The sequence below is a fragment of the Arthrobacter sp. GCM10027362 genome, from assembly GCF_042679445.1.
Lineage (GTDB): Bacteria > Actinomycetota > Actinomycetes > Actinomycetales > Micrococcaceae > Crystallibacter.
In genome coordinates this window covers 1-4,704 of record NZ_JBHTML010000250.1, presented here as the reverse complement: position 1 = coordinate 4,704, position 4,704 = coordinate 1, and the positions used below count along the sequence as shown (strand labels likewise).

General features: G+C 72.2%; 3 protein-coding genes and 1 pseudogene. 1 reads left to right on the top strand and 3 read right to left on the bottom strand.

The genetic code is table 11. From position 1 onward, the window contains the following. A partial coding sequence (locus ACFQ36_RS20915) for a bifunctional 3'-5' exonuclease/DNA polymerase (protein WP_377017179.1) occupies positions 1 to 1,232 on the top strand: 1,232 nt, incomplete at its 5' end. A 1,545-nt stretch (positions 1,233 to 2,777) separates the two neighbouring features. Here the strand turns inward: ACFQ36_RS20915 and ACFQ36_RS20910 are convergent. From ACFQ36_RS20910 to ACFQ36_RS20900, 3 genes and pseudogenes are all read right to left on the bottom strand, one after another. Then, positions 2,778 to 3,494 (bottom strand): NUDIX hydrolase, encoded by a 717-nt coding sequence (locus tag ACFQ36_RS20910; protein WP_377017177.1) that lies wholly within the window; start codon positions 3,492 to 3,494, stop codon positions 2,778 to 2,780. After that, positions 3,491 to 4,321: an endonuclease III gene (gene nth / locus ACFQ36_RS20905; protein WP_377017175.1), complete on the bottom strand. Its 831-nt coding sequence runs from the start codon at positions 4,319 to 4,321 to the stop codon at positions 3,491 to 3,493. The genes ACFQ36_RS20910 and nth overlap by 4 nt, the downstream gene beginning before the upstream one ends. Continuing rightward, positions 4,308 to 4,704: pseudogene (locus ACFQ36_RS20900) on the bottom strand (hypothetical protein); the annotation flags it as partial. The gene nth and the pseudogene ACFQ36_RS20900, both read right to left, overlap by 14 nt.

The window sequence follows — 4,704 nt, the reverse complement described above, 5'->3', positions numbered from 1 at the left end:
TGGCGGCGTCGCCGCACCCGGCGCGGCTGCGGCGGCTGCTGGCGGCCGAATCCGCCGGCAGCCTGGTCGCCGCCGAGTTGGAACATGCCGGTGTCCCCTGGCGCGAGGACGTCCACCGGCAGATCCTCACGCAGTACCTCGGTCCGCAGCCGCCGGACGGACAGCGTCCCCGTGAGCTCGAAAGGCTGGCCGTGCGGCTGCGTGGGGAACTGGCGAATCCGGGGCTCAACCCTGATTCGCCGCAGGAACTGCTGCGCGCCCTGCACCGGGCCGGCATCGAGGTGAAGACCACCCGTTCCTGGGAGCTGCGCGAGCACGACCATCCGGCCATCGCCACGCTGCTGCGCTACAAGAAGCTCTCCCGGCTGCATACCGCCAACGGCTGGGCCTGGCTGGATGCCTGGGTGCGCGACGGCCGGTTCCGGCCCGAATACGTGGTCGGCGGGGTGGTCACGGGGCGCTGGGCCTCGCGCGGCGGTGGTGCCCTGCAGATCCCCCGGCAGGTCCGTGCGGCGGCGCGTCCGGATCCGGGCTGGAAGTTTGTGGTGGCCGATGCGGCCCAGCTGGAACCGCGGGTGCTGGCCGCCCTGGGCCGGGACCCGGCCCTGGCCGCGGCGGCACGCGGCCGGGACCTCTACCAAAGCATTGCCGATGCGGGATTCGGCGGTGACCGGGCGCAGGCCAAGCTGGCCATGCTCGGGGCCATGTACGGGGCGACCACGGGAGAATCCGGGCGGCTGATGCCGCGCCTGGCCCGGACCTATCCGCACGCCATGGCCGTGGTGGAACGCGCCGCGCGGGCCGGCGAGGCCGGCCAGGTGGTCAGCAGCTATCTCGGGCGCAGCTGCCCGCCGCCGTCGGAACGCTGGGTGGCCGCACAGCGCAGCACGACGGCGCAGGAACAGCGGCGTGCCGAGGCGGCGGCGCGCAGCCGCGGCCGGTTCACCCGGAATTTCGTGGTCCAGGCGACGGCGGCGGAATGGGCGCTGTGCTGGCTGGCGGAATTGCGGCGGCGGCTGCGCGGCCGGGCGGCGGACGGCATCTTCATCGGGGAATTGGTTTTCTTCCTGCATGACGAGGTGATGCTGCATGTGCGCGAGGAGCATGCCGAGCTGGCGTGCCGGCTGGTCGAGGAATCCGCGGCGGCGGCCACCCGGCTGATGTTCGGGCGGCTGCCGCTGGAGTTCACCGTGTCGCCGGCCGTCGTAGACTCCTACGCGGACGCGAAATAGGACTTATCCACAGGCTGCGCCGTCTCCCTTGGCCGCGGCGCGGCCACGGCCTAGCCTCGCTGGCAGGGAAAAGCCTGAGGCGGCCGGGAGCCAAGCCGGTCTGCTGGTGCCCTAGGAGGTCCGGATGGCGGTACTGAGCATTGATACCCACGCCCTGCTCCACGCCGCGGCCGCCGCGGACACGGCGGCCGCGGCCGTGGCCCGGCTGGGCGTGGACCTGCCCGGACAGCTGGCCGCAAGTGCAGGCATGTCCGGCTGGGAGAGTTCGGCGATGGCGTGGGGCCGGGAGTACGATGCCGTGGCCCGCCAGCTTTGCATCGCGCTGGAGGGGCTGCACGATGCCTATGCCGGCACCGGGCACCAGGTCAGGCTGGCCGCCGAGCTGTACCGCTGGACCGAGGCGGCGGCCGCCGGACACCGCTCCGCATGGCACCAGGTCCCCGGGCCCGGCCTGCCGGCCGCCGGCTTCCCGGCCCCGGCCTCCGCGGTGGGTGGAAGGTTCCCTGTCCTGCCCGAGTTCGGCCAGTTCCTCGCCGACGCCGCCGGGGTCATGTGGCCCTCCGGCGACGCCGACGCCCTGCGCCGGGCCGCCCGCACCTGGCTGGAGGCAGCGGACCGGATCCGGGAGTTCTCCGCCGGCTGCCTGCAGCAGGCGGACCGGGCGCTGTCCGGCCTGCAGGCAGCCGATGCCACGCTGCTGCGCGGGCACCACCGGGAACTGCGTACCTGTGCCCTGGACATCGCCGCAGGCTGCGAGTCCGTTGCCGCCGGCTGCCAGGCCTTCGCGGCCGGAATCGAGCAGGCCCATGCCGAACTGCTGGCGGAAACACAGGATTTTGCCACGACCATCATGCTCACCGCCGGCGCTGCGGCGCTGGCTTCCTTTGCCACCGCGGGAATCTCCGCGGCGGTTTCCGCCGGGATTTCGGGCGCCCGGATGCTCAGGTCCGTGGCGGTATTCAGGGCCGCCGCAGACGAGCTTGCCGGTTGCGCCGCGGCCCTGGCGTGCCCATCCCGCACTGTGTGCCCGGCTGGGCAGCACCGCGTCGCGGCTGACGGATCTTGGCCTGCGCGCGCAACTGCACCGCGTACCGGCTCTGGCGGCTGCGGCCCGTTCGACCGTCGCAACGCAGGGCCGGACCCTGGCTGCCCGGCTTCCGGCCGTCCTGCCGCCGGGCGCGCTCGCAACGGCCAGGGACCTGGCCGGCAAATACGGGGACCGGGTCCTGGGCACCGTAGCCTTCGGCCCGGAGAACGCCATCGCCCAGAGCGTCGGGCTCTCCGCGCGGACGCACGTCGTCGGCGCGTACCGGGAGCTCGTCACGTCCTGCAGGCCGGCCGCGGGAGTGCACCGGTGGATCACGGAGACGGTCGACGTGCATGCACCGCTGCCTGTCGCAGCCGGGGCCGCCGCCATCTGGTGGCAGCGCAAGGATGCCGTCAGGGCAGCTGTCCCGTCCTCGGGCGGTCCGCCCGGGCCCGGCAGACGTGGCAAGGCCCCGGCCGTGAGGGTACCGCACATCCGCTGGCCGGACAGGCTGCGGCTCACTGCCGCCGGGCGTCCTCCGGCCTCCCCGGCGGCAGCGGCGCGGGGATTTCCCGTGACCGGTCCCACTCCTGGGCCCAGCCCAGCTCGTCAAAAAGATGGCTCAGGAGGGTGGCGGTGAACCCCCAGACCACCAGGTCGTTGACAGTGAAGGCGGGACCGCGGTGGATAGTGCCTGCGCGCCTGAGGACGCTGGTGTACCGGTTGGCCGGCTCCAGCAGGTCCGCCACCGGGATCCGGAACACCTGGGCGGATTCGTTGAAATCCACCACCGCCACCGGCGAGGGCAGGGTCCACCAGGCGAGCACGGGGGTGACCATGAACCGGCTCACGCTCAGCGGGATGTCCGGCAGCGTACCCAGGATGTCCACGCCGGAGGCGTCCAGCCCGGTCTCCTCCACCGCTTCGCGCAGCGCGGCGGCTTCGGGTCCGGCATCGCCCGGATCAATGCCTCCGCCGGGGAAGGCCACCTGGCCCGGGTGGTCCGCCAGTGTGCCGGCACGCTCGATCAGCAGCACATCCAGATCGTCCGGTACGGCCGTGGAATGGGCGTGGGCCGGAGCCGCGTCCAGGGGCCCGAAGAGCAGCAGCACTGCCGCGCGCCGCAGGGAGTCCATCTCAAGGCCCTCGAACCGCCACCGCTCGCGTTCGCGGATGGACAGCCGTTCCCCCGGTGGAACGGATACCAGCCGCTCCAGGTCTTCCTTTGCGCTCATGCATCCAGCTTAAAACCGGCGGCCCGCAGTTCGGCCCGGGTTTGCCCGGCCAGCATCCGGGCCAGGAGGTCCTCCCGCCCGGGGGCCAGTTCGTATTTGAGCAGCTTCCGCGCCTTCCCCGGGTCCACCTCGCCCTCCCCGTAGGACGGGCACCATTGTGCCACCACGCAGGCCCCGCAGGCGGGCCTGCGCGCGTGGCAGACCCGGCGCCCGTGGAAGATCACCCGGTGCGACAGCATGGTCCAGTCCTTCGGCTCGAAAAGCTTCGCCACGTCGGCTTCGATCTTGAGCGGGTCCGTGGACTCGGTCCAGCCGAACCGGCGGGCGAGCCGCGCAAAGTGGGTATCCACCGAGATGCCGGGGATACCAAAGGCATTGCCGAGGACCACGTTGGCCGTCTTCCGGCCCACCCCGGCCAGGGTAACCAAATCCTCCAGCCGGTCCGGCACCTCCCCGTCGTACTCGTCGACGATCCGGTTGGCCAGGGCCAGCAGGCTCTGTGCCTTGGCCCGGAAGAACCCGGTGGGCCTGATCAGCTCCTGGAGCTCGGCCTCATCCGCTTCGGCCAGCGCCTTGGCGTCCGGATAGCGGGCGAACAAGGCCGGCGTGACCATGTTGACCCGCACGTCCGTGGTCTGGGCCGAGAGCACGGTCGCCACGATGAGCTCGAACGGGTTGCGGAAGTCCAACTCGGCCACGGCATAGGGGTACTCCTCCGCCAGCGCCCTGTAGATTCGGCGGGCGCGGCGTTTCAGCGCCAGCTCGGATTCCGGCGCACGCCTGGGGCGTCGGCCGGACCGGACGGCGCCGCCGTCAGGCGCGCTCAATGTTCGTCAGGTCCCTAAGCACGCCCACCCGTCCGTCGGTGTGCTGGACCAGGAATTCATCCCCGCGGTCCTGCAGCGCCAGGATCCAGGCGCCCGGTTCCAGCGTGAAAATCGCTGCGCCGGTGTTTTCGTCATACACCGGGCGGGTCCGTCCGACGGCGAACCAAAACGCCTCGTACACGGTCTCCTCCTCCGCGGTGTTGTCGCGGGTGGCCGAAATCGGCTCGTCCCGGGCCGGCTGGGCCGACGAAACGGTGTCGATGGCCACGGTGGCGGCCGAGTTGCTTCCGGCATTCCGGACGGATCCGGCCCCGGCGGCTGCGGGTTCCTGGCGCGCCCCCGCGGCGCGTTCCTGCCCGGGCTCCGGCCCGCCGGCCTTCGCC

Bases quoted from the DNA above. Each gene is read 5' to 3' on its own strand.
- ACFQ36_RS20910 (WP_377017177.1), bottom strand. From the start codon at position 3,494: ATGAGCGCAAAGGAAGACCTGGAGCGGCTGGTATCCGTTCCACCGGGG.